19 protein-coding genes and 1 tRNA gene are annotated in these 24,062 nt (G+C 64.2%); 14 read left to right on the forward strand and 6 right to left on the reverse strand.

From position 1 onward, the window contains the following. Window positions 1-64: 64 nt before the first annotated feature. On the forward strand, window positions 65-3,412 hold the full coding sequence (locus tag AABA86_RS08185) for an adenylate/guanylate cyclase domain-containing protein (RefSeq protein WP_338306405.1): 3,348 nt from the start codon (window positions 65-67) through the stop codon (window positions 3,410-3,412). Between the two features lie 215 nt (window positions 3,413-3,627). Continuing rightward, on the forward strand, window positions 3,628-3,858 hold the full coding sequence (locus AABA86_RS08190; RefSeq protein ID WP_338306406.1) for a hypothetical protein: 231 nt from the start codon (window positions 3,628-3,630) through the stop codon (window positions 3,856-3,858). A 1,003-nt stretch (window positions 3,859-4,861) separates the two neighbouring features. On the opposite strand, the gene AABA86_RS08195 is transcribed toward AABA86_RS08190, so the two are convergent. Beyond that, window positions 4,862-5,617: an alpha/beta fold hydrolase gene (locus AABA86_RS08195; protein WP_338306407.1), complete on the reverse strand. Its 756-nt coding sequence runs from the start codon at window positions 5,615-5,617 to the stop codon at window positions 4,862-4,864. A gap of 114 nt (window positions 5,618-5,731) precedes the next feature. Then, window positions 5,732-6,868, reverse strand: a complete 1,137-nt coding sequence (locus AABA86_RS08200; protein WP_212251553.1) for a hypothetical protein — start codon at window positions 6,866-6,868, stop codon at window positions 5,732-5,734. A gap of 308 nt (window positions 6,869-7,176) precedes the next feature. Between AABA86_RS08200 and AABA86_RS08205 the strand changes: the two genes are divergently transcribed. Further along, window positions 7,177-7,422 carry a zinc-finger domain-containing protein gene (locus tag AABA86_RS08205; protein ID WP_007602543.1) on the forward strand — a complete coding sequence of 82 codons (246 nt, stop codon included), beginning with the start codon at window positions 7,177-7,179 and terminating at the stop codon, window positions 7,420-7,422. 19 nt (window positions 7,423-7,441) lie between these two features. After that, window positions 7,442-8,644, forward strand: a complete 1,203-nt coding sequence (locus AABA86_RS08210; protein ID WP_338306408.1) for an FAD-dependent monooxygenase — start codon at window positions 7,442-7,444, stop codon at window positions 8,642-8,644. A gap of 25 nt (window positions 8,645-8,669) precedes the next feature. On the opposite strand, the gene AABA86_RS08215 is transcribed toward AABA86_RS08210, so the two are convergent. Next, window positions 8,670-9,098, reverse strand: a complete 429-nt coding sequence (locus tag AABA86_RS08215; RefSeq protein WP_212251556.1) for a twin-arginine translocation pathway signal — start codon at window positions 9,096-9,098, stop codon at window positions 8,670-8,672. A gap of 173 nt (window positions 9,099-9,271) precedes the next feature. Between AABA86_RS08215 and AABA86_RS08220 the strand changes: the two genes are divergently transcribed. The 5 genes from AABA86_RS08220 to AABA86_RS08240 all read left to right on the forward strand — a co-directional run bounded on the left by AABA86_RS08220 (window position 9,272) and on the right by AABA86_RS08240 (window position 14,110). Then, window positions 9,272-9,360 (forward strand) — tRNA-Leu (locus tag AABA86_RS08220). A 392-nt stretch (window positions 9,361-9,752) separates the two neighbouring features. Continuing rightward, complete coding sequence (locus AABA86_RS08225) at window positions 9,753-10,499, forward strand: class I SAM-dependent methyltransferase (protein ID WP_212251558.1); 747 nt, start codon at window positions 9,753-9,755, stop codon at window positions 10,497-10,499. Continuing rightward, the gene (locus AABA86_RS08230; protein WP_212251560.1) at window positions 10,496-11,362 is read left to right on the forward strand and encodes a glycosyltransferase family 2 protein; all 867 of its coding nucleotides are present in this window, start codon (window positions 10,496-10,498) and stop codon (window positions 11,360-11,362) included. Before AABA86_RS08225 ends, AABA86_RS08230 begins: the two co-directional genes overlap by 4 nt. Window positions 11,363-11,384: 22 nt before the next feature. Continuing rightward, a complete protein-coding gene (asnB, locus tag AABA86_RS08235) occupies window positions 11,385-13,295 on the forward strand; it encodes an asparagine synthase (glutamine-hydrolyzing) (RefSeq protein WP_212251562.1) in 1,911 nt (636 codons plus the stop codon). A gap of 11 nt (window positions 13,296-13,306) precedes the next feature. Then, the gene (locus AABA86_RS08240; RefSeq protein WP_338306409.1) at window positions 13,307-14,110 is read left to right on the forward strand and encodes a class I SAM-dependent methyltransferase; all 804 of its coding nucleotides are present in this window, start codon (window positions 13,307-13,309) and stop codon (window positions 14,108-14,110) included. Here the strand turns inward: AABA86_RS08240 and AABA86_RS08245 are convergent. Continuing rightward, the gene (locus AABA86_RS08245) at window positions 14,074-15,351 is read right to left on the reverse strand and encodes a hypothetical protein (RefSeq protein ID WP_338306410.1); all 1,278 of its coding nucleotides are present in this window, start codon (window positions 15,349-15,351) and stop codon (window positions 14,074-14,076) included. The genes AABA86_RS08240 and AABA86_RS08245 overlap by 37 nt on opposite strands. A gap of 346 nt (window positions 15,352-15,697) precedes the next feature. Between AABA86_RS08245 and AABA86_RS08250 the strand changes: the two genes are divergently transcribed. Beyond that, entirely contained in the window at window positions 15,698-16,948 is a 1,251-nt protein-coding gene (locus tag AABA86_RS08250; RefSeq protein WP_338306411.1) for a multidrug effflux MFS transporter, read from the forward strand. Window positions 16,949-17,003: 55 nt separating this feature from the next. Continuing rightward, window positions 17,004-17,144, forward strand: a complete 141-nt coding sequence (locus AABA86_RS08255) for a hypothetical protein (RefSeq protein ID WP_212251570.1) — start codon at window positions 17,004-17,006, stop codon at window positions 17,142-17,144. A 9-nt stretch (window positions 17,145-17,153) separates the two neighbouring features. Here AABA86_RS08255 and AABA86_RS08260 read toward each other — a convergent pair whose 3' ends face one another. Further along, a complete protein-coding gene (locus AABA86_RS08260) occupies window positions 17,154-18,785 on the reverse strand; it encodes a glycosyltransferase family 39 protein (RefSeq protein WP_445083451.1) in 1,632 nt (543 codons plus the stop codon). 197 nt (window positions 18,786-18,982) lie between these two features. Continuing rightward, the gene (locus tag AABA86_RS08265) at window positions 18,983-20,593 is read right to left on the reverse strand and encodes an ABC transporter substrate-binding protein (RefSeq protein WP_338306413.1); all 1,611 of its coding nucleotides are present in this window, start codon (window positions 20,591-20,593) and stop codon (window positions 18,983-18,985) included. A gap of 269 nt (window positions 20,594-20,862) precedes the next feature. Here AABA86_RS08265 and AABA86_RS08270 point away from each other — a divergent pair, with 269 nt between their 5' ends. From AABA86_RS08270 to AABA86_RS08280, 3 genes are all read left to right on the forward strand, one after another. Beyond that, a complete protein-coding gene (locus tag AABA86_RS08270) occupies window positions 20,863-21,993 on the forward strand; it encodes a M20/M25/M40 family metallo-hydrolase (RefSeq protein ID WP_338306414.1) in 1,131 nt (376 codons plus the stop codon). 219 nt (window positions 21,994-22,212) lie between these two features. After that, on the forward strand, window positions 22,213-23,154 hold the full coding sequence (locus AABA86_RS08275) for an ABC transporter permease (protein ID WP_212251578.1): 942 nt from the start codon (window positions 22,213-22,215) through the stop codon (window positions 23,152-23,154). A gap of 18 nt (window positions 23,155-23,172) precedes the next feature. Beyond that, window positions 23,173-24,060, forward strand: a complete 888-nt coding sequence (locus tag AABA86_RS08280) for an ABC transporter permease (protein ID WP_212251580.1) — start codon at window positions 23,173-23,175, stop codon at window positions 24,058-24,060. The last annotated feature ends 2 nt before the right edge of the window (window positions 24,061-24,062 follow it).

Below are 24,062 nucleotides of genomic sequence, written 5' to 3' on the forward strand. Positions count from 1 at the left end.
TTTCCCTAGACAGGCTGCCTCGCTGGGGGAATGATGGAGCTCTAGGCGAACTGGGGCCGCCGTCATGGACCTGGGAGGTTGGCTACGGAGGCTTGGCCTCGAACAATATGAGGCGGCATTCCGCGAGAATGAGATCGACGATACGGTCCTGCCGAACCTGACGGCGGAGGACTTGAAGGACCTTGGTGTCGGAATTGTCGGGCATCGCCGCAAGCTGCTCGACGCCATCGCCGCCTTGCGTGCTGAAGCGGGCGCACGGGCGCCCCTATCCGACGCTTCTTCGGCAACCTGTAAAATCGCCAAGGACACCGCCGAGCGCCGCCAAGTCACCGTGATGTTCTCGGACCTAGTCGGTTCGACGTCGCTCTCCGCACGTATGGACCCAGAGGACCTGCGCGAGATCATTTCGGCGTATCAAACGTGCATCGCCGATACGGTACGCCGCTTCGGGGGCTTCGTTGCGAAGTATATGGGCGACGGCGTGCTGATCTATTTCGGCTACCCGCAGGCTCACGAGGACGACGCTGAGCGAGCCGTTCGCGCAGGATTGGAAGCGATTGGCGCGGTTGGTGCGCTCGAGTTTTCAGTTCCGCTGCAAACCCGCATCGGTATCGCGACGGGCCTGGTCGTCGTCGGCGACTTGATCGGCACGGGATCGGCACAGGAGCAGGCGATCGTCGGCGAGACCCCAAATCTTGCTGCACGGCTTCAGAGCGTCGCCAAAGCGAACGCGGTGGTCATAGCTGAGAGCACGCGGAGACTGCTCGGGAACCTGTTCGATTTGGCGGACCTCGGATTGCAGGACCTCAAGGGCATCGATGCGCCGGCGCGAGCCTGGGCAGTGCTACAAGTGAGTTCGGTGGAAAGCCGTTTCGAGGCGTTCCACGGAAGTGGGCTGACCGAGCTAGTCGGACGGCAAGAAGAACTCGATTTGCTGCTACGGCGATGGCGGCGGGCGGCGAGCGGTGAAGGTCAGGTCGTACTGCTTGCTGGCGAGCCAGGTATCGGCAAGTCGCGATTGATAGCGGCGCTTCAGGAGCGACTTCAAATCGAGCTGCACACCAGCCTTAGGTACTTTTGCTCACCGCAGCGCGTCGACAGTGCGTTCTATCCGATCGTTACACAGCTGGAGCGCGCCGCCGGATTTTTGCGCGAACATACGCCGGAGGCGCAGCTTGACAAATTGGCGGCGCTGTTGGCGCCGGCCTCACCTCCGCAAGAGGATCAGGCCTTGCTGGCCGAGCTGCTATCGATCCCGTTCAAAGGCCGTTTTCTGCCTTTCCAGTTAACGCCTAGGGGCAGAAAGGAAAAAACTTTCGAGGCGCTGCTTCGGCAGCTCCATGGTCTAGCGCAGCAACGACCGGTGTTGATGCTCTTTGAGGACGTGCACTGGATCGATCCCAGCTCGCGCGAACTGCTCGACCTTGTAGTCGAGCGGGTCCAGCATCTACCGGTGTTGCTGGTTATTACATTCCGTCCCGAGTTCGAGCGCATCTGGGCCGGGCAGGCGCACGTCACAATGCTGTCCCTCAGCCGGCTCGACAGGCGCGAGGGCGCTGCGTTGGTTCAGCAGCTCATCGGCGAAGGGACGCTAACGAGTGATGTCGTTTCAGAGATTGTCGCGCGCACGGATGGGGTGCCGCTATTTCTCGAGGAGCTGACGAAGGCGGTGCTGGAGGCAGATGACCGCGGCGCCAAAACCGCACTCTCGCGTGTTTCAGCGACGGCGCTTGCAATTCCGGCCACTCTGCACGCCTCGCTGATGGCGCGCCTTGATCGGCTCGGATCACCCGTGAAAGAGGTGGCGCAGGTGAGTGCTGCCATCGGTCGAGAGTTCTCCTACGAACTATTACAGGCCGTAGCGGAGCGGAACTCAGCTGAACTGGATAAAGCGCTCCATCAACTGGTATCTGCCGAATTGATTTTCCGGCGCGGAATGCCACCAGACGCGGAATACAGCTTTAAGCACGCCTTAGTGCAGGATGCGGCCTATAGCACGTTGCTGCGCGGAGCCCGTCACAAGCTGCATGCACGGATTGGCAAAGCGCTCGAACAGCTCTTTCCTGAGCTTGGCAGCATCGAACCCGAGCTGTTGGCGCACCATTTCACGGAGGCCGGAGAGGCAGAGATCGCGATTTCATATTGGTTGAAGGCCGGGCGGCGTGCGGCGGGACGCTCCGCCGACGAGGAGGCCGTGCGTCATCTCAGACGGGGCCTGGAGATGTTAATGATGCTGCCGCATTCGACAGAGAAGGATCAGCAGGAACTCGAATTCCAGCTCGCCTTGGGCACGCCCTTGGCGGCTCAGCATGGCTATGGCAACCCACTCGTGGGGGCTGCACGCGATCGCGCGATCGCCTTGTGTGAAAAGTTAGGCGACACGGAGCACCTGTTGCCGAGCCTCTACGGGCAGTATGCCTATTGCATAGCGAGCGGCAGGATCCCGAAGGCACTTGAGTATTCGCAGCGCTGCCAATCGCTGGCCGCGCACACCGGTGACCGCGCGGCGCGACTGATCGCGCACCGCGCCATGGGCGCGTCGCTGCTTGAAATGGGCGAGTTCGAGGCCGCGAAAGCACAGCTGGAACAGATCCTTGCAATCGACAGGGTCGAAATGGACCAAGCTCTTTCGGTGCTTTACCTCGCGGATCCGCACTCGTCAGGTCTTGCCTATCTGGCACTGAGCCTATGGGCCTTGGGATACCCCGACCAGGCAGTCGCAGCACGCCAGAAGGCAATTAAACATGCTCTTGACGCAAACCACGCGAATACGAGCGGCATCGTTGGCATCTATGCTGGCGCACAGTTGTCGGTGTTGCTCGGCAAGATGGCCGACGTCAAGAACTACGTTGAAGACCTGAACGCACAACTTGGATCGCGCGTGCCGCTCTGGGCCATTAGTTGCGGTCAAATACTGAGCGGTTGGGCAATCGGGTGTGCAGAGCGGCTGGAAGACGGCATTGCTCTCATGAAACACGGACTACATGCCGCCGAACAACAGGTTCGGTTTCATTCTCCGCACTACTACTCACTCCTTGCGGTCCTGCAAGCACGCGCAGGAGATATGCAGGGTAGCCTGAGCGCGATCAGAAAAGCCACCGAGCTGATAGCCGACACAGGCGAATATCTCTGGCAGGCCGACGTGCTCAGAATTGAAGGCGAACTCCGATTGCTTTTCGGAGCATCCATGGAAGCGGAAGCAAGCCTTGTTCAAGCTCTCGAACTCGCCCGCAAGCAGCGGGGAAGATCGTTCGAGCTGCGCGTCGCTATGAGCATGGCGCGGCTCTGGCGCGATCGAGGCAAGCGAAACGAGGCTCGCGAGCTGCTCGCGCCGATCTACGACTGGTTCACCGAAGGCTTCGATACCCGCGATTTGAAGGAAGCGAAGGCCCTGCTCGAGGAACTCACGTGAAAGGCGAAGACCTGCGACTTCCGGTGATGGCCCCTTTGCCGACGTTCCAACCCACTTCGAGCTGAGGTCCGATAACCGCCCTTGGCGGGCTCCAGGATGCCGAAAGGCCGTCAAGCGGCTGGCGCCGGAATTCGGCCTGCTCCCAGGAACAAACTTTAATTGATTTAATTTATTTAATAGGATTTAATTTCCTTTACCCCTCCGGAGGACCTGCAATGCCAGACCAGGACGACGACCGGCGTGAGTTCTTGAAGACCTGCGGAAAGTTCGCCGCCGTGACGCCGCCGACCATCACCCTTTTGCTATCAACGTCCCTCACGTCCAACGCGATTGCACAGTCCGGCGGCAGGGCGGTCCACCACGACCATCATCACCATGGCAACAATGGCTGGGGCAACGGCGGCGGCGATGGCAGCCCCAACGGGAAGAGCGATAGAGGCCGCTGAGCCGACGTGCGACCTCCGGAAGGAGACACAATGCAGCCCAGGCGCCGCGACGTAGATTGGCACTTCGCCTCCATCATCGTCTCGCTGATATGGCTGGCGATCCTGGCTGCCGCGCTTGTAGCGGTGCTCCTCCGAGTGCAATCCTGAACGCCACAGGCCGAAGGGCCTCGCGAGAGCGAGGATCGCGGGTGCCGGAACCATAAATGGATTATTTTCCCGATCGCACGGAGGGACCGTGAGCCTGGGAGAGGCATCAGCTCGCATCCCATCGCCCGCGAACTGGTGCCTTTCCCACCGCACGTCGGTTTGAAGGTCCGCAGGTATGCGCCGCTACCTGGCCAGCAGCGTTGAACTTCAAGACCGCGCCGACCAGGCCTTCGCGCACGATGTAAGAGATCAGCGCTCCCTCTCCGGCCTGCTGCAAGTTGCCGAGCCTCGACGCGGGATATTGGATCATCCGATCGACCCAATACGCGCGACTATCTTCGGGCCCTGTCATGGTCTTCGTGCAACCGCAGCCGCAGACGATGACTGGTGTTCTCGCCAGGTTAGGACCCTATGCCGAGAGTCATAGCCCCCAACGGCAAGTGGAACGGTTGAACGGGTATCCTGTTTTCCCGGCGCCCATCCCCTAGGGCAACGCACTCGGCCCTAGCTTCATCACGCCCCAATGCCCGAAGCCGGCGCCTCCCGTGGGCCCTCAAGAGCGGCATTTGGAGCGGAAGGCGTTAATGAAGGAGTCTCGCGCGATCCTTTTGGCCCAACGGCTGAACGACCTCTCTTCCCGACTGTCAGAACTGGAAGATCTCCGCCTTCGAGTCGAAGAGGCGGAGCGACGCGCTCAGGCTGTGCATAGATTACAGTCGCCTCCCAAGACTTAACCGCGGGGCAATCTTACGTGCAAGCGTCCCTGGTTCGCGCCGACCTGAAGGGAGCGCACAGCCCCTTGGGATGGGACATTTCAGGATAGCTGGGCAACAACCGCATCGCCTCAGACATCGCCTCAGCCGCGGCGTGACAGGAAATCGAGCACGCCGTTCTTGTAGACCTTGTCGCCGACCGCGCGCATGTGGTCGCGGTTCGGAATGTCGAGCACTTCCGAGCCGGGGATGATCGCGCCGAGCGCGCTGGCGGAGCCCGCGACGTCGTCGGTCGAGCCGACCGCGATCAGCACGGGTACGCCGATCCGCGCAGCCTCGTTCCTGGTCATGAGATCTCGCGTGCCGCGCAGGCAGGCGGCAAGCGCACGGCGGTCGGAGCGGGTTTGGTCCGCAAACGCACGAAACGTGCGGCCGACGGGATCGGTGACGTCGTCGAGCCCAGGCGCCTCCAGCGCCTTCGCGACGTTCTCGCCGGGGCCGGTGCCCTCGATCAGGCCACCGATGCCGATGCCGCCGAGGATCGCCGAGCGCAGGCGTTGCGGCTCGTTGAGGGAGAGCCAGGCCGTCATGCGCCCGCCCATCGAATAGCCCATGATGTCGGCCTGCGGGATCGCGAGATGGTCCATCAGCGCGAGCACGTCGCCGGCCATGGTCGGGATCGAGTACTGCGCGGGCTCGTACAGCTTTGCACTTTCGCCATGGCCGCGATTGTCGAGCGCGATCACGCGGCGGCCGTTCTTGCGCAGCTCCGAGACCCAGGTCGGATAGACCCAGTTCACGTTCTTGCTCGAGGCAAAACCGTGCACCAGGATGATCGGATCGCCCTCGCCTTCATCGAGATAGGCAATTTCAACGGCGCCGTTGTGAAAGCTCGGCATCAGCAGTTCCGTGGTGTTGTGGGGAGTGATTGATCTTAGAGCACGATCCGGCAAAGCGTGCAGCGGTTTTCCGGCAACATCATGCTCAAACAATAGCCTGAAGCGCCGCGCGCCTCAGGCCGTGACGGCCGCGTTTGCCAGAGCAGCCTCGGCTGCGATCTGGGCACGGCGAAGCCGCCGCGCCCGCTTGCGATCGCACCAGGCCTGGGTGAGGCGCTCGGTGGTCGCCTTGATGGAGGAGAGAAGGCCGAACAGCGTTAGCGCCGCACTGAGCAGCCACAGCGCCAGATCGAACGCGCCGCCGATCAGCAGCAACGCGCCGCGGCCGAGCAGCTTCACGATCGCGCGCGTCTTGCCGCCTTGCGCTTCGGCAAGCCGCGCCGCTCGCGCGACGTCCTTGGGACCTTCGGCGATCCGCAGCGTATCCATCGCCCCGCGCGTGCCGGTCTTTTCGGCGACGCGCGTGACGTCCTTGCCGAGCCGGACCAGCGCACCGGCCTTCTCGGCCCGGAACGCGGCCTTGATGGCGCTGACGGTCTCGCCCGGCCGCAGCACCGAGCCTGATACCACCGCATTGCGCAACGCCGGCGTGTCGACGACGTCGCGCGCCGAACGGCCGGCCCAGACGGCGAGCCCCTCGCCGAGCCGCCCGACTTTGCGCGCATCCTTCACCAGCGTCAGTCCGGCGCGCACCGGCGCCGCGCCACCGACCGACACGTAAGTTGCCGCCGTCACCGCAAGGCCCGCGGCCGCAAGCCCGAGCACGAGACGATCGGTGTCCTCGCCCATGGCAAGATGCTTGCCCTCGCGCACCACGTCCCTGACGTCGCCGATCACGAAGAGGTCGCCGGCCACCGTCCCGGAGAGGCTTGCGACATCGTCGGCATTGCCGGTGACAAGGCCGGTGGCGAACCGTTTGGCGAAATGCGAGGTGGAGCTTTCGGCTTTGACCGCGTCATTGACGCGGCTCAGAAGGTCGTCGGGCAGCGCGATGTTGCGATCGCGCGCGAGCACGACGAAACTGTCGGCGAGATCGGCATCGCCGGCGGCGAGCGCGGCCTCGATGTTGTCCTGGACCAGGTGGTCGTTCTGCCGCAGCAATGCATCGAGCTTCAGCTCGGAGAGCACGGCCGGATCATCCTGGGCGGCGAGGATGGCGCCGGCCTCACGGGCATGCGGCGCTACCTGCGCGAGCAGAAAGCTGCACGCCGCGATACCGGTCAACGCTGTGCTGATTCGCAGCCACTTCATGTGGAAAACCCGGGCAGTCCCTTGGGCCGTTTGCGCCTGATGATTCGTCTTTCGTCGCAAATTCGCTCGTCCACAGACATAGTATGCCAAAATTGCGACACAACGTCCCCGACGAAAGAAGGGCTTCTCTCAGGCCTTAAGATTGTGTCGAATTTGCATGAGCAAATGAGCATGGGGCAATTGCGAACCTTTCGGTTCCGCTGGACTAGCAATCACCTGCACCCGCCAGTATGGTCCGCGGCGCCTTAAAGATGCCGCGTCAGTTCTTGATTGTGTCTGCCGCCATTGCCACTCCAGGATGAGTTACGATGTCCGACCATGTCGTCCCGCACTTCCATAACGATGCCGGTGTCCCCGTCATCGAGATCGGCTCGCAAGAGTTCATGTGCGTGGGCGCCAACCCTCCGTTCGACCATCCGCACGTCTTCCTCGACCTCGGCAACGACAACGAGATCATCTGCCCCTACTGCTCGACGCTGTACCGCTTCGCGGCCGACCTGAAGGCGGGCGAAGCCCGCCCGCCGGAATGCGTCCTGAAGGACAAGGTGGCCTGACCGCTTCCATCGGTCAGGGGTGGCGCTCTCCCGCACGATTGTCATCGCCGGTGCCGGCATCGGTGGACTGACGGCCGCGCTGGCGCTGGCGGCCCGCGGCTTCCGCATCGTCGTGCTGGAAAAGGCCGAGCGGCTCGAGGAAGTCGGCGCCGGCCTGCAACTCTCTCCCAATGCCAGCCGCGTGCTGGTCGAGCTTGGCCTTGCCGAGCGCCTCAAGCTGCGCGCCGTCACGCCGGAGGCGGTCTCGATCATGAGCGCGCGGGCCGGCGGCGAGCTGCTGCGCATGCCGCTCGGTGAAGCAGCTTCGCTGCGGGCCGGCGCCCCCTATTGGGTGGTGCACCGCGCCGACCTGCAATCCGCGCTGGCCGGTGCTGTTGCCGATCATCCCGATATCGACCTGAAGCTGGGCGCGACCTTCGAAGACGTCGCGCCGCATGCCAAGGGGCTCACGGTCGTCCATCGCAGCGGCACGATCCGCCGCAGCGATCTCGCCAGCGCGCTGATCGGCGCCGACGGGATCTGGTCGACGGTCCGCCAGCATCTGTTTCCCGAGGTGCAGCCGCGCTTCTCCGGGCTGATCGCCTGGCGCGGCACGCTGGATGCCACGCAGCTGCCGAAGGATTACACCGCGCGCCGGGTGCAGCTGTGGATGGGGCCGAATGCCCATCTCGTCGCCTATCCGATCGCGGGCGGACGCCAGATCAACGTGGTGGCGGTGCTGCCGGGCACCTGGAACAGGCCGGGCTGGAGCACGCCCGGCGATCCCCTCGAGGTGATGGACGCCTTTGCCGGCCCACGCTGGCCCGCCTCGGCGCGCATGATGCTCGCCACGGTCGACAGCTGGCGGAAATGGGCGCTGTTCGGCGTGCCCGACGGCTGCCCCTGGAGCAAAGGTCCGGTGGCGCTGCTCGGCGACGCCGTGCATGCGATGCTGCCTTTTGCAGCCCAGGGCGCCGGCATGGCGATCGAGGATGCCGCGGTGCTCGCCCGGCACCTGAGCCCTGAGGCCGCCGAGAGCACGGCGGGCGTCAGTGCGGCGCTGACGCAGTACGGCCGTGCCCGTCAGGCGCGGGTGCGGCGGGTGCAGCGGACCGCGCGGCAGCAGGGCCGCATCTATCATCTCAGCGGACCGCTTGCGGCCGCACGCGATCTTGCGATCCGCGCGCTCGGCCCGGACCGCATGCTGGCGCGGCAGGACTGGATCTACGGCTGGCGGCCCTGATGCGAAGCGCCGCCGGCGCCGCGCCTCAGCGGGCCGTTTTCCCGGATTTCGAAGCGGGCTTGGCAGTCGCCGCAGGCGACAATTGCGTGGCAGGCGGGGTCGCCTCCGGCGGCGTTTCCCGGCACTTGTTGCGGCGCCAGGCGTCCTCGGCCATTTGCGCCGACCCGCGTACGGCAACATAGTCGTTGCGATAGGCGAGCTCGGACACCACGGCGCCACCGGTCCCGGTCTCGGCCTTCTCCATCAGCCCCCGCAAATCGTCAGTGCGTTTGGCGAGCGACTTGCGCTCAGCCTCCAGCTGCTTGCAGTCGTACAATTCGTATTTGGCGGGATCGGCAAAGGCCGGCGCGACCGTCTCGCTCATGCCGGCGCAGCCGGACAGCGCGGCGCCGGTCGCAAGCAGCGCGAGGAGCGCGCCGAAGCCGCGCGGCGAAGTGGAAAACGAAGCAGCCATGCCGGATGAATAGTCCCCGTGGATTGAGAATGCCTAAAGCAACAACAGATGTCCGGATTGAGGCTTTGCCTTGTGCGCCCGGCTCGCTTAAGGAAGAACGTCCCCGGCTAACGCAAAGTCACCAATTCCAGACGCCCGGGGATGGACTTAAGTGTTTGATCTCGTTGGATCAAGCGGGCATGGCGGAATTGGTAGACGCAAGGGACTTAAAATCCCTCGGTGCGCAAGCGCTGTGCCGGTTCGACCCCGGCTGCCCGCACCACGAGATTTGATGCTCCCGCGCGGCCGCCGCCTCCGGAAAACAGGCTTGCAAGCCGCGACGCGCGCCGGGCCACTGGTCAACGCGGCCGGCCGCCCGCTTCAGCCAAACGATGATCGAACGTGTCCGGTGACGTCTCGATCTGCCCGAGAGCTTTGTTGCTCGGCTTCGGCATCTGAAGATCGCCCTCTTCCGAGTCCGAGCAGCCGCTTCGTCGAAAGCAGGCGACGATATCCGATCGATGATCGAGGCGGGATTTCAGCGCATCGGGCGCTCGTTGGAGCGCGTCACGTTCCTGTCGCAAGAGCCGTCAACTTTAAGGCGATTGTGCCTCACATGTCCTTGAGAAATGCGGCGCTCGCTGCTAACCCGGGCCAGAACAAGGCGCAGGCTCCATGGCTCAAACCTCCTTTCCCGCCCAGTCCACGACGGAAGGCCTGAAAGTCGGGGCCGATACGTATTCGAGCGCGATCGCCGACGCGCAGAACTACATGAACTGGGTCATCGACCAGTTCCGCCCCTACCTGAAAGGTGACATCGTCGAGGTCGGGTTCGGGCATGGGCTCTACAGCAGAGTGCTCGGAGAGCTTGGCGATTATTGCGGCGTGGACCACGACCGCGAAAGCGTCGAACGTGCCGCCAAGGCGATGCCCGATCGCAAGTTCGCCGTCTGCGACATTCTGGTCCGCGATCAGCTGAGTTCCCTGTTTCCCCAAGGCGTCGATGCGGTCTTCACCATCAACGTGCTCGAACATATCGAGGATGACGCCACGGCGGTTGCCAACCTGGTGCAGGTGCTCAAGCCCGGAGGCCATCTCCTGATCAGCGTTCCCGCCCTGATGCTGCTCTACAACGATCTCGATCGCCTGGCGGGACACTGCCGCCGCTACACCACGGCGCGCCTCGCCAAGCTGCTCGCCGATCAACCGGTCGAGCTGGTTCGGCTGAACTACTTCAATCCGATCGGCGGGCTTGGGTGGCTTGCCAATCGCCTGAAGCGACACCAGTCGCTGAACGATGCCGCCGTCAACGGGCAGATCGCCCTGTTCGACAAATATGCCGTGCCGCTGTCGCGGGCGCTCGATCCGCTCTCGCGAAGCTTCTTTGGGCAATCCGTCACCTGCATTGCACGCCGCTTATGATTTCAGTCGTCATTCCCGCGCTCAACGAGCGCAACGGCATCGTCGAAACCATTGATCGAGCCAAGGCGGCTCTCGACGGCGCTCAGCTCACTCCGTATGAGATCATCATCGTCGACGACGGTTCGGCCGACGGCACCGGCGAGCTCGCCGAACAGGCGGGTGCAAAGGTGCTCAGGCATCCTCACAACATCGGCTATGGCCGCTCGCTGAAGGACGGAATTCGCGCCGCATCCTACGACATGATCGTCATCAGCGATGCGGATGGCTCCTACCCGATGGAGGCGATCCCGGCCCTCGTCGCGCGCTTCAAGCAGGGTTTCGACATGGTCGTCGGCGCCAGGACCGGGCCCAACTACCGCGAGTCGAGGCTGAAGTCGCCGCTACGCGCCATCCTCAAGGCGATCGTCGAATTCACCGCAAACCGCGAGATCCCCGACATCAATTCCGGCCTGCGCGTGTTCGGCAGGCAGGTCGCGATCTCCTATTTCGAGCATGTCAGCGACCTCTTCAGCTTCACGACGTCGCTGACGCTCGCCTACATGATGAACGCGAAGTTCGTCGACTACATCGACATCGATTACAAGGAGCGCATCGGCCGCTCCAAGGTGAACCTGTTCCGCGACTCCATTCGGACCCTGCAATACGTCCTGGAGGCCTGCACCTACTACAATCCGCTGAAGATCTTCGTTCTGCTGGCGATGATGTGCATGGCGCTCGCGCTGGTCTCACTGATCGGCGGGATCATCCTGCAGCTCGTCAGCGCCTTCGTCCTCGGCGTCGGCGCGATCCTGCTCAGCATTCTCGTCGTCGCCATGGGACTGCTCGCGGTGCTGCTGAAGCAGATCATGAATCAGCGACCATGACCTCCCGCGGCAAGGGAACGCGATGTGCGGCATAGCGGGCATCTTTCATCGTGACGGCCGGCCCGCCGACGGCCGCGCGGTTGCGGCGATGTCGGCAGCACTGGTCCACCGCGGGCCGGACGGCGGGAGCACCTGGCTGGACGGCCCTGTCGGCCTCGCCCACCGCCGGCTCGCCATCCGCGATCTCTCCGATGCCGGTCGCCAGCCGATGCTCGATGCCTCGGAGCGCATCGTCGTCACCTACAACGGAGAGATCTACAACGATCACGAATTGCGCAGCGAGCTCGAGCGATCATTCGGCGTCCGCTTTCGCAGCACCTGCGACACCGAGATCCTTCCTTACGCCTATCTCGCCTGGGGTGAGGCGATGTTCGAACGCCTCGAGGGTTTTTTCGCGATCGGCCTGTGGGATCGGCAGGAGCGCCGCCTGATCCTGGCGCGCGACGGCATCGGGATCAAGCCGCTCTATTATTCCGAAAGCAGCAGCAGCGTCCTGTTCGCAAGCGAGATCAAGGGACTTACGGCGAGCGGAGACGTCGCCGCGCGGATCGACCCGGTGGCCCTGCATACCTATCTCGCCGCAGGCCATCCAGGAACGCGACAGAGCCTGTACCAGGACATCAAGCAGCTCCCGCCCGGCACGATGATCGGATTCACCGACCGCGAGCGGACCGAGCGACGGTTCTGGCGGCCGGTGCGCGCGCCCGTGATCCGCGACCTCGATGAAGCCGTTGTCCGGCTGCAATCGACGATCGAGACCGTGGTGAAGAGCCAGATGGTGAGCGACGTGCCGCTCGCCGTGCTGCAGAGCGGCGGCATCGACAGTTCGCTGATCAGCCTCACGCTCGGCCGGCTCGGTTTGAAGCCGCCGCTGTTCACGGCCGGCTTCACCGAGAAAAGCCATGACGAAACCGCGGTGGCGCAGCAGATCGCCACCGCCGCCGGCCTCTCGCTCAACGTCATCGACGGGGAAGCGGGCGAGGATGCCGAGGCGGCGCTGCGGGCGGTGGTCTATCATTTCGACGGCCAATGCGCCGACACGGGCGCGCTCGGCTTCTATCATCTGGCTGGCGCGGTCCGCCGGCATTCCACGGTGGTCCTGTCCGGCGACGGCGGCGACGAATTCTTCGCGGGATATGAAACCTATGCCGCGACCATGATGGCGGAGCGCGCGCGCCATTTCGTCCCGCGCGGCCTTGCCGGCCTGACCGGGCGCCTCGCCTATGCGTCGGTGCGCGGCAACGAGAAGCGGCTTCCGGCCGCGGCGCAACTCGCCCGCTTTGCACTCGGGTTGGGTGAAGCCGGCAACAGCCCTCATCTGCAATGGCGGCGGCTCGTTCCCCGCTTTCTCGCCGAGAGGATCTATGATCGCGCGATGGCCGATCTTGCATCGGCCGATCCGTTCGCGGAATACGCCGAATATTATTCGGAGCCGCATGACAATTTGCTGGATCGGGCGCTGATCGCTGACCAGCGCTTCCATCTGCAAAGCGTCCTCACCAAGGTCGATGCCATGAGCATGGCGCATGGTCTCGAAGTGCGCGTGCCGATCCTGGACCGACGGGTCATGGACCTCGCCGGCAGTCTCGATGTCTCGCTGCTCAATCCCTGGCCCAAGGGGGCGCCGAAATATGTGCTGCGCAAGCTCGCCGAGCGCCTGGGCATGCCGGGTGAGGCCGCATGGTCGCGCAAGCGCGGCTTCAACGTGCCGATCGCGCAACTGATGCGACGCGGTGGGCTGCGGCCGATCTGCGATCGGGTGCTCGGCCGCGAGGCTGACGTTTTTGCGCCCTTCCTGAAACCGGAGGCGATCCGGCTGCTATGGAATGCGCATCGCGAGGCCAGGAGCGACAATGCGTTCGCGCTGTGGCCGATCCTGACGCTGGGCATCTGGTTGACGGGGCTTGCGGCCCCCTCGCCGCGCCGAGCCTAGGGAGCAGGCGCATGCCGGACCTGAAGGACCAAACGATCAACGATTTCGGCGAGCAATGGACCGCATTCCGCGAAAATCCCGGCTATTACGGCTCGGCGGACCTGCTCGCCGATCTGTTCGGTCCGTTGCTTTCCCTCGACGAGGTCAAGGGCAAGCGGATCGCCGATATCGGGAGCGGCACGGGGCGCATCGTCAACATGCTGCTCGATGCCGGGGCGGATCGTGTCGTCGCGGTCGAACCGTCCGATGCCATGCTGGTCCTGAAGGACAACACGGCGGCGCGCGCGGAGCGCGTCGACTATCTGCAGGCGCCCGGCGACCGGTTGCCGCCCGATCTCGGGCTCGACTATGTGGTTTCGATGGGGGTGCTGCATCACATCCCCGAACCGGCGCCGGTGGTTCGCGCGGCCTATGATGCCTTGCGCCCCGGCGGGCGCTGCATCGTCTGGCTCTACGGCTACGAAGGCAACGAGACCTATCTGTCGCTCGCGATCCCGCTGCGCAAGCTCACCGTGCTGCTGCCGCACCGGCTGCTGGTGGTGCTGTCGCATGGTCTGGAATGGGCACTGACGGCCTATATCGGGCTGTGCCGGATATTGCCGCTACCGATGCGGTCCTACATGCGTTCGGTGCTGGCGAAGTTTCCGCGCAGCGTTCGCCGCTTGACCATCTACGACCAGCTCAATCCCGCCTACGCGAAATACTACACGCGCGCCGAAGCGGAGGCGCTGCTGTCGGATGGCGGATTCGGGGATGTCAGGCTCTACCACCGCCACGGCTATAGCTGGACCGTGTCCGGCACACGGCTCGCATGACGGGCGTCGAGCAGCAGCACCCAGAAGAACATCAGCGCGCTGAAGAGCAGGATGAAACTGTCCTCGAGGGGAGTCCCCGCAACGGAGATCAATGAGGGCATCAGGAGACCGACGGTGAGCGCGGCGGCGAGTGCCGTGGCCGGAAGATCGACCAGCAGGATCGCGGCATAGAGCGCGAGCTCGAAGAAGGCATATTCCTTCAGGCGCGGCGAGCTGAGATAGAGCGCAAACATGGCCAGCACCGTGATGCGCATCGCGACGTGGGGGTGATCCATCAGCCAGCGATCCAGTCGCGCGAGCAGCGAACCTCCCTCGTGCGCCGGCCGGCTCCCGATCAAGCGCAGGATGGACAGGGCGAACGGCACGAGCACCAATGCGGTCGCGGCGAATGCGTATGTTGCGAAGATCGCCGGCTTGCTATCGATCAGGCCCACATGGCCCATCAGATCCCGCGCCAGCAGCAGCAGGGACGGATTGCTCTCGAAGAGCTCGACGAGGTGCTGGTCCGGAATCTTTCCGGCCATCGCAAGCTGCCAGCTCGCGAACAGATCGGGGTATGCCAGCCGCGATATCAGGATCGGCAAGGCGAAGCTGAACACAGCCATCGCGATCAGCGTCAGCTTGCGGCCGCGCGGCAGCGGCAGGAAATAGAGCGCGCCCAGCACGGGAAAGAACACCAGCTTGAACGACATCACGAGACCGAGCAGCGCAGCGCCGGCCAGGCGCGACGGAAAGCTGCGGTCCTCCGACGGACCGGATGCGGGCAGAGAAAGCAGCAGCCTCAGCGCGATCGCGGTCAGCACGCCGCTCAGGATCGCGAAATTGCCGGACGCCTGCACCCATTCGAAACCGACGAATGCGCCGAGCGCGCAGAGCACCCTGAGCCCAACGTCGCGAGCGCTCGGGCGCGTTCGGCCGAGACCGGGCAAGAGGAGGCCGCAGAGCACGGCAAGGACGGGAAAGATAGTTTTGTAATGAGCGACCAGAATGCCGCCCGCGCAGAAGGGACGGAAGGCCTCCAGCGTCACCGGCAGGTAGGGATAAGAGAGCTTGGTGCCCCTCAGGTTCTTGACGAAGTAGGGATCGAGTCCGCCGGCATAGGCATCCACCGCCGCGCAATTGACGCGGGTGTCCCAGCCATATCTCACATCGAGCACGGCGTCGTGGGCGAGATTGCCGAACACCAAAAACGCGGTCAGTGCGATCAGGCAGGCAAGCCAGATGTTTCGCCTCGAAGCCATGTCGGCCGAGGGCTCCAACCATCGTGCTGTACCGGTGACATCAGACACAATCGGATACCTTGTCTGGCCTGGTTCTCTCGGCGCCAGCGCGGCGCCTCATTGATCGGCCGCCACAGTGGACAGGAGGCGTTTCCGTTTCATCCCGCCGGGCCGGCCTGCCTCGCCTGGCGCCGATCTTTAGGGAGGGATGGTGAATCACTGGTTTCCGGGCCATAGCAGGGGCTCGCGGGGGCTCCCTCACCAATTCTTGTCCGCCCCTCCCCCGCCTGCCAGCCATCCCGAAACATGGGTTGTGCAACGCAGCATGGCCGATGGATAAAGTCGCTCAATTTCAGAGGTGAGCTTCTTGTCTGACGTCAATGCCGACGATTGGGTGTCCTCGGGACACCGCCCGATGGGATTTCCAGAATTCGTCATCGTGATCGCGTCCATCATGGCGCTCAATCCGCTTGCGATGGACATGATGCTGCCCGCACTGCCCAATATCGGGGCAGCCTTCAACATTCCCGTCGCCAACCATCTCCAGCTGGTGCTGTCGACCTTCCTGATCGGTTTCGGCGCCGGTCAGTTCGTCATGGGCCCGCTGTCGGACCGTTTTGGCCGCCGCCCGGTGCTGCTCGGCGGCATGGCGGTCTATGCGGTGGCGAGCGTGCTGGCGGTCGCGGCGCCCTCGTTCGAGACGCTGCTGCTGGCGCGCGCGCTGCAGGGGCTCGGCACCTCGGCGACGCGCGTGATCGCGACCTCGATCGTGCGCGATTGCTATGTCGGCCGCCGCATGGCGAGCGTGATGTCGCTCGCCATGATGGTGTTCATCGCGGTGCCCGTGATCGCCCCCTCGTTCGGACAGGCGGTGCTGCTGGTGACGGCGTGGCGAGGCATCTTCGTGGTGCTGATGCTGTACGGCCTGCTCGCGCTCGCATGGTGCGTGCTGCGGCTGCCTGAAACCCTTCCCGAGTCCGAGCGCCGGTCGCTGGCGCCCGCCGACGTGCTCTCGGCATTCCGGCAGACCCTGACCAACCGCCAGACCATCGGCTATGCCACGGCCGCCGGCAGCGTCATCGGCGCGCTGTTTGCCTATGTCTTCTGCGCCCAGCAGGTCTTCACCGGCGTCTATCACCTCGGCCATTATTTCCCGCTCGCCTTCGCCGCGATTGCAGCCGGCACAGCCGTCGCCGGCTTCCTCAATGCGAGGCTGGTCGGGCGGCTCGGCATGCGCGTGATCTCGCATGGCGCGCTGACGCTCTACACCATCGTCGCCGCCGTGATGCTGCTGACGGAAATGCTCGGCGTCCTGCCGCTTGCCCTGTTCATGGTGCTCTCGGCCCTGATGATGTTCTCGTTCGGCATGATGGTTGCCAACTTCACCGCGCTCGCGATGGAGCCGCAGGGCCACATCGCGGGCACCGCCTCCTCGCTCTACGGCTCGATCACGACGCTGATCGGAATCGTGGTCGGCATGGCGATCGGACAGAGCTTCGACGGCACGCTGCTGCCGTTCTCGGTCGGCTTCTTCCTGTCGACGCTTGCTGCGCTCGCGATCGTGCTGGTGGTGGAAAAGGGCCGGCTGTTCAAGCCGCATCATCGCCCGATCGGTTAAGGAACTTCCCGGCGGCCTCTATGTTGTCGTGCAGCAATTTCGAAAGGCCGCTGCGATGGAACTGGAACACCGCGAAGATCACCGCGACGTCGAGCCACAAACGACGGAACGTTCGCAGTCAAGCCCCGGGCAGGCCGCGTTGACGACGCCTTTTGCGAGCGAAGGGCTGGAGCAGCTGCGCGACAGCCATTGCTGAGCGCGGCGTCTACTCGGTCGCTCGCCGGCTGGCGCTGAAATCATCCGCAGTGCTCTTGGGGATCATCCGCATTCCCCGGGGACGCGCCATCACAACGACCACTTCTCGCGTCAGACCGGGCCGCCCCCACAGGGTGGCCCGCACGGTGAACTCACGCCTGACGAAGTGTCCGGTCTGCGAGGACGCCCACGCCATCCATCGATTGCAAGACTCCTGGTCGCGGAAACACAGCGCGGCCCAGCCCCGGTCGAGCGGCGTTTTGCGCGGCAAGCCCAACGTCTGATCGTACTCGAAGGGCCCCGCATTACGCGGATGGTCCGGGCTGTAGAACGCGGTGGCAAAGACCAGCGAACCATCACCACTCACGGCGCTCAGCGGCACGCCAGTCAGCTCGCGCCACTCGCGCGTCAATTCACTGGCCGCCTGGGCGTAGAGATTCCGGCCCTCCTCATAACCGTGATCGTTGCGATAGACGGCATGGATCGGCGCGGCGATCAGGACGGCCGCGAGCGCGACGCCGGCCACGATCACGGTGAGGTTGACCGTGTAGAAGCGCTCGATCGGGTAGCTTGTGCCGCAGACCACGAGAACGGTGAACAGGAACAGTCCCTGCAACGCCCACAGCGACGGCAGATCGGTGCCCATCACGAGCGACGTCGCCACCGGCAGCACGATCGTGCCCATCGTGACGTAGAGCAAGAGCCGCAGGCCCGGGCTCATTGCCGCGAAGTCCGCCGGAAACTGCTTCAAGCGCGTTCCAGCGACGAGCACCCAGAACACGGCCGAGATGCTCATCGCCGCCGCCAGCCCCAACAGAAAGTTTCTCGCCTCGCCGAGTGAGGTCGCAGCGTTGCCGCCTGCGTGCGCCAGCGCGTAGGTGAAAGTCGACGCGCCCGTCGTCGCGAGCCAATAGATGTGGGGTGACAGCGCCGCAAGCCCGACGACGACCGAGATCCAGGGCGAAGCGGAGGTGAAATAAGCGCGCCGCGCCGGGTGCGCCAGCGCGGCAAACGCGAAGCTCGTGACGAGAAAGATCGAATAATATTTGCCGACCATCGCCAGCGCCGTCGTGCATCCCATGGCGACCGCCCACAGCGGGGCGCGCGTCTCGAAGGCGCGCAGGAAGCACCAGGTCGCCAGCGGCCAGACCGCCAGCAGCACCGAATTGGCGTTGAAGCGCTGGGCGTGGAATTGATAGACCGGCGTCAGCATCAGGAGCAAAAGCACCAGGATACGCTTATGCCCGGTCACGAATTGCCGCGCGATCCGGTCGACGAAGATCAGCGCAAGCCCGGCATTGACCATCGCCATCAACTGCAACGACCAGTCGCTGAGCGGGAAGACAGAGGTCCAGCTAGCGGCAATCCAGCCGGTCAAGGGCGGATGCTTGTGATAGCCCCAGGCGAAATGCTGCCCCAGCGTCCAGGCCTCGAGCGTATCGGGGTGCAGGCCGCCGCCGGCATAGGCGATCACCAGATAGAGCGTCCAGACCGCGACGAAGCAGCCAATGAGAAGCGGCACGGCCCATCCCGCCTCGACGCCGTCGAGCCAATGCAGGAAAGGCCGCCGCCAACGCGCCGGCGCGCGATCGGACCGTTCGGCCGTCGCCTGGAATGCAAAATCGATCGGCACGGGAATCAAACTGAGGAAGGGAAAGTGATGCGTAAGGACGGCACATCTATTTCAGGATTGAAACAAATAGCAATGATTGGAAACTGGAAAGGTTAAAAGCCCCACCGTTTCAAGCTGACGTGAGGCTGACAAATGGCAGCGGCGCCGCTGATGACAGCGGCGCCGCGTGGTGAAGACAGCGAAGGGCTGCGTGAATCCGCCTCCCCTTACTCCGACTTGTCGACGTTCCAGAACAGCGGGGTCGCCGGGCCGTCGAGCACGCCGGTCAGCGATTTGCGCCAGCCGCTCGGCAGCAGATACTGCCCGAGCGGGATGTAGATCACCTGCTCATAGGCTTCCTTCTGAATGTCGGCGGCGATCTTCTTCTGCTCGTCGATCGAGGGCGCGCGGACGAAGGCGTCCTTGAGCTGCTCGATCTTGGGGTCTTCCGCCCAGCCGAACCAGCCGCCCTTCTTGCCCTGGCCGCCGATCGAGAGATTGGCGATCGGGTTGGAGACGTCGGCCGCGACCCAGTTGGTGAAGAACATGTTCCAGCCACCCTCCTTCGGCGGCTTCTGGCTGGCACGGCGGCTCACCACCGTCTGCCAATCGGTCGCTTGCAGGTCGACCTTGAAGCCGGCTTCGCGCAGCAGCTGAGCCGCAACGATCGGCTGCGCCTTGAGCGTGGTGACATCGCCGGGCGCCATGACCACGACCGGGGTGCCGTCGTAGCCGGACTCGGCGAGCGCCTTCTTGGCTTCCGCCATGCCGTTGCCCTTGATCAGGGTTTCGGCGCCGACATCGGTCGCGAACGGCGTGTCGCACACGAAGAACGCGCCGCAGATCTTCTGGTATTTGGCGTTGCCGACCAGCGCGTCGAGAACGTCCTTCTGGTTCATCGCCAGAAGAGCGGCACGTCGCACCTTCACGTTGTCGAACGGCGGATAGAGGAAGTTCATCCGGCCGAGCGTCTGAAAGCCGAACTTGTTCGAGACCTCGATGGTGATCTCCTTGTTCGCCTCCAGCACCGGCAACATGTCGTAGGGCAGGTTCTCCATGAAGTCGATGTCGCCCGACTGCAGCGCGTTCACTGCGGTCTGCGAATCCGGCATGGTGATCCATTCGACGCGGTCGACCTTCGCCACCTTGCCGCCGGAGGTCCAGCTCGCCGGCTCCTTGCGCGGCAAATAGTCGGTGTTCTTGACGTAGACCGCCTTCACGCCGGGCTGGAATTCCGACGCCACGAACTTGAACGGGCCCGAGCCGATCTGCTCGGGGATCTGCTTGTCCGGCGGCGTCTCGGCGAGGCGCTTCGGCATCATGAAGGCGACGCGCGAGGACGGCTTGCCGATGGAATCGAGCACGAGGCCGTAGGGCTCCTTCAGCTTCAGCGTGATGGTCTTGGCGTCGGTCGCCTCGATGCTCGCGGTGAAGTCCAGGAGCTTCTGGCCCATGCCGTCGACCGCGCCCCAGCGCTTCAGCGAAGCGACGCAATCTTCCGCCGTTACCGGTGCGCCGTCATGCCACTTCAGGCCGTCGCGCAGCGTGAAGGTGTAGGTGAGCTTGTCGTCGGAGATCTTCCAGTCCGCCATCTGCGGCTGGATCTTGAAGCTCGAATCGGGGGCCACCAGCGTGTCGTAGACCATGTAGCCATGGTCACGCGTGATGTAGGCCGTGGTGAAGATCGGATCGATGATGCGCAGATCCGAATGCATCACCGCCGTAATGGTCTTGCCGGCTGCAAGCACTGGCGAGGCAAGCGCCGTCGAAAGCGCGACGACGGACAGCGCAAGTTTGGAGGCAAACGCGCGAGGCCCCCGGCGCATGAAGTGGAACATAAAAAGTTTCTCCTGACGTGAAACTGTTCAAAGGCAGGTTATTGGTTAAGCATGCGGCTCGTTCCTTGGGCGAACTAACCTCATGCAATGCCTTTATCTTTCGAGACTTGCAGACAGTGCCGAGCGCGTCAATCCGGTTTCGCTGCAGGCCCTGGCGGCGCAGGCACGGGCTCCACAAGGATCGGTTTGGCTCTACAACACTCTCCACTCGTCTCGCCTCGCGGCGATGCAATGCGCGTTCCATCTTTCGAAGCTTGAGAGACATTGAGATGAATCCAGCCAATCTTCCTTTCGATTCCGAGGCGATGCTCCAGGGTCTGCGCGGCTGGGTCGAATGCGAAAGCCCGACCTGGGACGCTGGTGCCGTAAACCGCATGCTCGATATCGCAGCGCGGGATATGGCGATCATGGGTGCGACGATCGAGCGCATCGCCGGCCGGCAGGGCTTCGGCGGCGTGATCCGCGCGCGCTTTCCGCATCCAAGGCAAGGCGAGCCCGGCATCCTGATCGCCGGCCACATGGATACCGTCCACCCGGTCGGCACCATCGAGAAGCTGAAATGGCGGCGCGAGGGCAACAGGTGCTACGGCCCCGGCATCTACGACATGAAGGGCGGCAACTACCTCTCGCTGGAAGCGATCCGGGAGCTGGCGCGCGCATCCTTCACCACGCCGCTGCCGATCACCGTGCTGTTCACGCCGGACGAGGAAGTCGGCACACCCTCGACGCGCGACATCATCGAGGCGGAAGCCGCGCGCAACAAATATGTGCTGGTGCCCGAGCCCGGCCGCGCCGACAACGGCGTCACCACCGGACGTTACGCCATCGCACGCTTCAATCTCGAGGCGACCGGCCGGCCGAGCCATGCCGGCGCGACGCTGTCGGCGGGACGCTCGGCGATCCGCGAGATGGCGCGGCAGATCCTCGCCATCGACGCCATGACGACGGAGGACTGCACCTTCTCGGTCGGCGTCGTGCATGGCGGGCAATGGGTCAATTGCGTCGCCACGACCGCCACCGGCGAAGCGCTCTCGATGGCCAAGCGGCAGGCAGATCTCGACCGCGGGGTCGAGCGGATGCTGGCGCTGTCGGGCACGGCCAACGACGTCGCCTTCAAGGTCACGCGCGGCGTGACGCGGCCGGTGTGGGAGCCGGATGCCGGCACCATGGCGCTGTATGAGAAGGCGCGCGGCATCGCCAAGTCGCTCGGCGCCGAACTGCCGCATGCGAGTTCCGGCGGCGGCTCCGACGGCAACTTCACCGGTGCGATGGGCATCCCGACGCTCGACGGCCTGGGCGTGCGTGGTGGCAATGGCCACACGCTAGAGGAGTATATCGAGGTCGAGAGCCTGGTCGAACGCGGCCGCTTGATGGCGGGGCTGCTGGCGACGCTAGACTGATCAGACTGGGCGGGCGCGCAAAACGCCTGTGCGCCCGGCACGCCATATTTCGTCCGGCGGGCACGCTCTGCTTGGCCGCGCACGAAGAGGTGCCCCAAAATACTGGCCGCACTGCAAAACCTGTGGCCCTGATGGCACGGGAATTGCTGAAATGTTAGGCTGGTGGCAGAACAGGCTATGACCGCTGCCGCCGATTAACTCTAATCTGACGGATCCAACTTGCTCGGATATCTCCTTCGCCGAATCTTCGCCGCAGTGCCCGTGATGGGCGTCGTCGCGCTGTTCGTCTTCCTCCTGCTCCGCCTCACCCCCGGCGATCCCGCCGCGATCCTCGCCGGCGACAACGCGACGCCGGAACGGCTCGAGCGCATCCGCACCTCGCTCGGCCTCAACGAGCCCTTGATCGTGCAGTTCATCACCTGGGTGAACAAGCTGCTGCACGGCGATCTCGGGACTTCGCTGATCTCCAATCTGCCCGTCATGAAGATGATCGGCCAGCGCGTCGAGCCGTCGATCTCGATCGCGCTGTCGACCATCGTTCTCGCGGTCATCGTCGCTGTTCCCTTGGGGGTGATCGCGGCGTGGAAGCACGGCACATGGATCGACCGCTTCGTGATGGGGCTGTCGGTGCTGGGCTTCTCGGTGCCGGTGTTCGTGGTCGGCTACATCCTGATCCAGGTCTTCGCGATCGAGCTGCGCTGGGTTCCGGTGCAGGGCTTCAAGAGCATCAGCGCCGGCTTCGGGCCGTTCTTCGAGCGCATGATCCTGCCGACCTGCGCGCTCTCCTTCATCTACATCGCGCTGATCGCACGCATGACGCGCGCGGCGATGCTCGACGTGCTGGGCGAGGACTATGTCCGCACCGCGCGCGCCAAGGGCATCAACGAGGTCGCCGTGATGATGCGCCACGCGCTGCGCAACGCCGCCGTGCCCGTCATCACCGTGATCGGCACCGGCTTTGCGCTTCTGATTTCGGGCGTCGTCGTCACCGAGAGCGTGTTCAACATCCCCGGCATCGGCCGCCTCACCGTGGATGCGGTGCTGGCGCGCGATTATCCCGTGATCCAGGCGATGATCCTGCTGACGTCGCTGATCTATGTCGTCGTCAATCTTCTCATCGACGTCGCCTACACCCTGCTCGATCCCCGGATCCGGTACTGAGGCAAGGACAAGAACATAATGTCGGTCGATACCCTTCCCCAGTCCTCTATTCCGATCACGTCGCCGCTGAGGCCGCGTTTCGGCTTCCTCACCTCGACGCCCATCATCGCCACCGCAACGGTCCTGCTCGCGCTGATCATCCTGATCTCGATCCTCGCGCCGCTGATCGCGCCGCATGATCCGATCCAGCTCGCGCCGTCGCAGCGGCTCAAGCCGTCGTCCGCGCAATTCCTGCTCGGCACCGACGCCTATGGCCGTGACCTGGCGTCGCGCGTCCTCTATGGCGGCCGTATCTCGCTGCTGATCGGCATCGGTTCGGCGATCCTGTCGATCGTCATCGGGCTCGCGATCGGTCTCGTCTCCGGCTTCTTCAAGCTGGTCGATGCCGTGCTGATGCGGGTCATGGACGGCCTGATGGCGATGCCGAGCATCCTGCTCGCGATCGCCGTGGTGTCGCTGTCCGGTGCCAGCCTCTGGACCGTGCTGATCGCGATCACCATCCCGGAGATTCCGCGCGTGGCGCGCCTGGTCCGCTCGGTCGTGCTGTCGGCGCGTGAGGAGCCTTATGTCGAGGCGGCGATCTCGGTCGGCTCGTCCTTGCCGAAGATCATGTGGCGGCATCTGATGCCGAACACGGTCGCCCCGCTGATCGTCCAGGGCACCTATATCTGCGCGAGCGCCATCCTCACCGAGGCCATCCTCTCCTTCCTCGGCGCCGGCATCTCGCCGGAGACGCCGACCTGGGGCAACATCATGGCCGAGGGCCGCCAGTACTTCCAGATCAAGCCGTCGCTGATCTTCTGGCCGGGCCTTTTGCTCTCGATCGCCATCCTCAGCATCAATTTGATCGGCGACGCCGCCCGCGACGCGCTCGATCCGCGCATGAAGCAGCGGGAAGGCAAGTGATG

This window comes from Bradyrhizobium sp. TM233 (assembly GCF_036247965.1).
GTDB lineage: Bacteria > Pseudomonadota > Alphaproteobacteria > Rhizobiales > Xanthobacteraceae > Bradyrhizobium > Bradyrhizobium ottawaense.